The 2,751-nt window shown below is 65.4% G+C and carries 3 protein-coding genes; 1 reads left to right on the top strand and 2 read right to left on the bottom strand.

The window, feature by feature from the left end:
• Both IEJ02_RS50190 and IEJ02_RS47630 read right to left on the bottom strand, forming a co-directional pair.
• Positions 1-896, bottom strand: an 896-nt coding sequence (locus IEJ02_RS50190; RefSeq protein ID WP_191070481.1) for an AMP-binding protein, incomplete at its 3' end; no start/stop codon positions are given.
• Positions 818-1,861: a condensation domain-containing protein gene (locus tag IEJ02_RS47630; protein WP_263408056.1), complete on the bottom strand. Its 1,044-nt coding sequence runs from the start codon at positions 1,859-1,861 to the stop codon at positions 818-820. The genes IEJ02_RS47630 and IEJ02_RS50190, both read right to left, overlap by 79 nt.
• A 540-nt stretch (positions 1,862-2,401) precedes the next feature.
• On the opposite strand from IEJ02_RS47630, the gene IEJ02_RS47625 reads away from it, so the two are divergent.
• On the top strand, positions 2,402-2,751 hold a 350-nt coding region (locus tag IEJ02_RS47625), incomplete at its 3' end, for an AMP-binding protein (RefSeq protein WP_191070479.1).

The following is a 2,751-nucleotide window of genomic DNA, read 5'->3' as shown; positions in this document are numbered from 1 at the left end:
GTCGACCCCGAGGTATAGATGACATACGCCGGATGCCGCGCATCAACCGGACTCACGCGATCGAGGTCCGTCAAGTCGGTAGCCGAAGCCTGCGCCAGCAGCTGCTGAGTGTGCTCATCGTCCAACACCAACAGCCGACCGGTCTCACGCTGGGGCACCCGCTCGGCCGTCTCCATCGTGGCAAGCACCACCTCCGGAGCGGCGTCATCCAGCATGAAGGCGATCCGATTCGCGGGATAACGCGGATCGATCGGCACATACGCCCCACCCGCCTTCACCACCGCCAGCAACGCCACCACCATCTCCACCGACCGCGACACCACCAACCCCACCCGCGACTCCGGCCCCACCCCCAACCCCACCAACACCCGCGCCAGACGATTCGCCCGCTCATTCACCTCCCCATACGACACCTCACACCCCTCACACACCACCGCCACCGCACCCCGATCACACCGCACCCACCCCTCAAACAACCCCGGCAAAAGCCCGTGACCAGCAAAGCTGTCACCAGACGCGCCCCCGCTCCACGTCTCCAGCCGCTCCCGCTCCTCACCCGTGAGCACATCAATCCGCCCCACCACACACCCCGGATCAGCAGCAATCGCCTCCAGCACCCGCACGAAACGAGCCGCGATCACCTCCACCGCATCCCGGTCGAACACATCAGGCCGGTATCCCCACCGCACCTGAAGCCGCTCACCAGGAATCACCGTCAACGCCAACGTGTAATGCGTCGCATCCCGGCCCTCACTGGCCCGGACCCGCACAGCGCCGTCCCCGGTCGCCCCAGGCGCCACCGGATAGTTCTCGTAAATCACCACCGTGTCGAACCGCGCCCCCGCACCCGCCGCCGCCTGGATCTCCGGCAACCCCGCGAACTGATGCTCCGACAACCGCGCCTGCGTCTCCTGCAACCCCGACAACAACCCCNGATACACAACCCCACCAACGACTCCGCACCCGCCAACTCCACCGGCCGCACCGCCACCGTCGCCCCGAACACCACATCCTCACGCCCCAACAATCGACCCAACACCACACCCCACGCCCCCTGCACCAACGTGTTCAACGTCAGCCCCAACTCCCGGCCACGCTCCACCAACCGCCCCGTCAAACCCTCCGGAACCTCACACCACACCTCACCCGGCACCACCCCACCACCACCGGACACCACCGGCCCCAACACCGACGCCTCCTCCACCCCCGCCAACACCCCACACCACGCCGCAACCGCCGCACCCCGATCCCGCGACCCATACCACGCGAGATACTCACGCCAGGGCACAGCGGAGGGCAGCGTGGAGGCGGGGGCCTCGGGCTCCTGGTGGTAGAGCGTGAACAACTCCCGCATCAGCAACTGCGTGGACCAGCCGTCCAACAGGATGTGGTGGTTCGTCATCACCAACCGGAAACGGTCCTCGCCGAAACGGAACAACGCGAACCGCAGCAACGGCGGCCGCGCCAGGTCGAAACGCTCGGCCCGGTCCCGTGTCAGCCACCGCTCGAAGACATCCCGCGCCTCCACNCGTGTCAGCCACCGCTCGAAGACATCCCGCGCCTCCACCTCCCCCAGACCCCGCAGATCCTCCTCCCGCCACGGCACCCGCACACGCCGTGCGATGGCCTGCACCGGCCGGGGCACTCCGCGCGTCATGAATCCCGCACGCAGACTCATATGGCGATCCACGATCGCCTGCGCCGCCGACCGCAGGCGTTGAGCGTCCACCGGACCGTCGAGATCGAAGACCAGCTGCACCATGTACACATCCGGCGCGCCATCGTCATAGACCGCGTGGAACAGCAACCCCTCCTGCAACGGGGTCAGCGGCAGAAGCTCTTCGATCCGGGATCGGACCATGGGAATCCCCCTGTTCGGACCGCTCGCACTGACGCACTTCGCAGATCGCGCGGAGATGAATAAGGAAAAGGAGAAGGAGAAGGCAACGAGGAGCGCGGTGGACACGCGGGCATTCACTCTGTCCGAATAATTCAACGTAACCGAGCCGGACGAGCCCGTCAACGATCTTGAATAAACGTCAGAACATTCCAATGGGCATTCTTCTCGGCGATTACCGGCAATGCGGACAGGTGGCACCTAGGTGCCTTCGCCGGTTCTCGGCATCCCCTGCTGCAGCGCTTCTGACCTGCTCGTTCTCCCCGTCTATGTCAGCGTCCGAAACGGGGGCGGACCGGCGAAGACGACGAGGGCGCCACTGCACCAAGCTGCCATTTACTTGCTCATGAGATGTCGTCCGGCGACGCTGGTACAAGCGGGCAAGGACACTCAAAACCGGGCCGGATTCAAATAACCACTGATTCAGATAACCACTGGATTCAGATAACTACCCTCACGCGTCTCTCTCCGTGATGAGACTCCCCGAAGAATTGGCTGGGTGGAATGGTGGAGAACACAGCGCTTGCGGCATGCACGGATCCGGACAGGGTGTCGTTGTCGGGGTTGTTCGAGGAGTGGGTGGTACGGGCCCCGGACACCGTGGCCGTGGTGTGCGGGGACCAACGCTGGACGTACCGCGAAGTCAACAAACGGGCCAACCAACTGGCCCGGCTGCTACTGCAAGCCGGCGCCGGACCCGAACACCGCATCGCCCTGGCCCTGCCCCGCTCCGCACACACCATCACCGCCATCCTCGCCGTCCTCAAAACCGGCGCCGCCTACGTCCCCCTCGACCCCGACTACCCCCAAGAACGCCTGACCTACCTCCTCCACGACAGCGACCCCACCGCACT

This window comes from Streptomyces sp. 5-10, assembly GCF_014712245.1.
GTDB classification, from domain to species: Bacteria; Actinomycetota; Actinomycetes; order Streptomycetales; family Streptomycetaceae; genus Streptomyces; species Streptomyces violaceusniger.
This window is presented reverse-complemented; position numbering and strand designations above follow the sequence as displayed.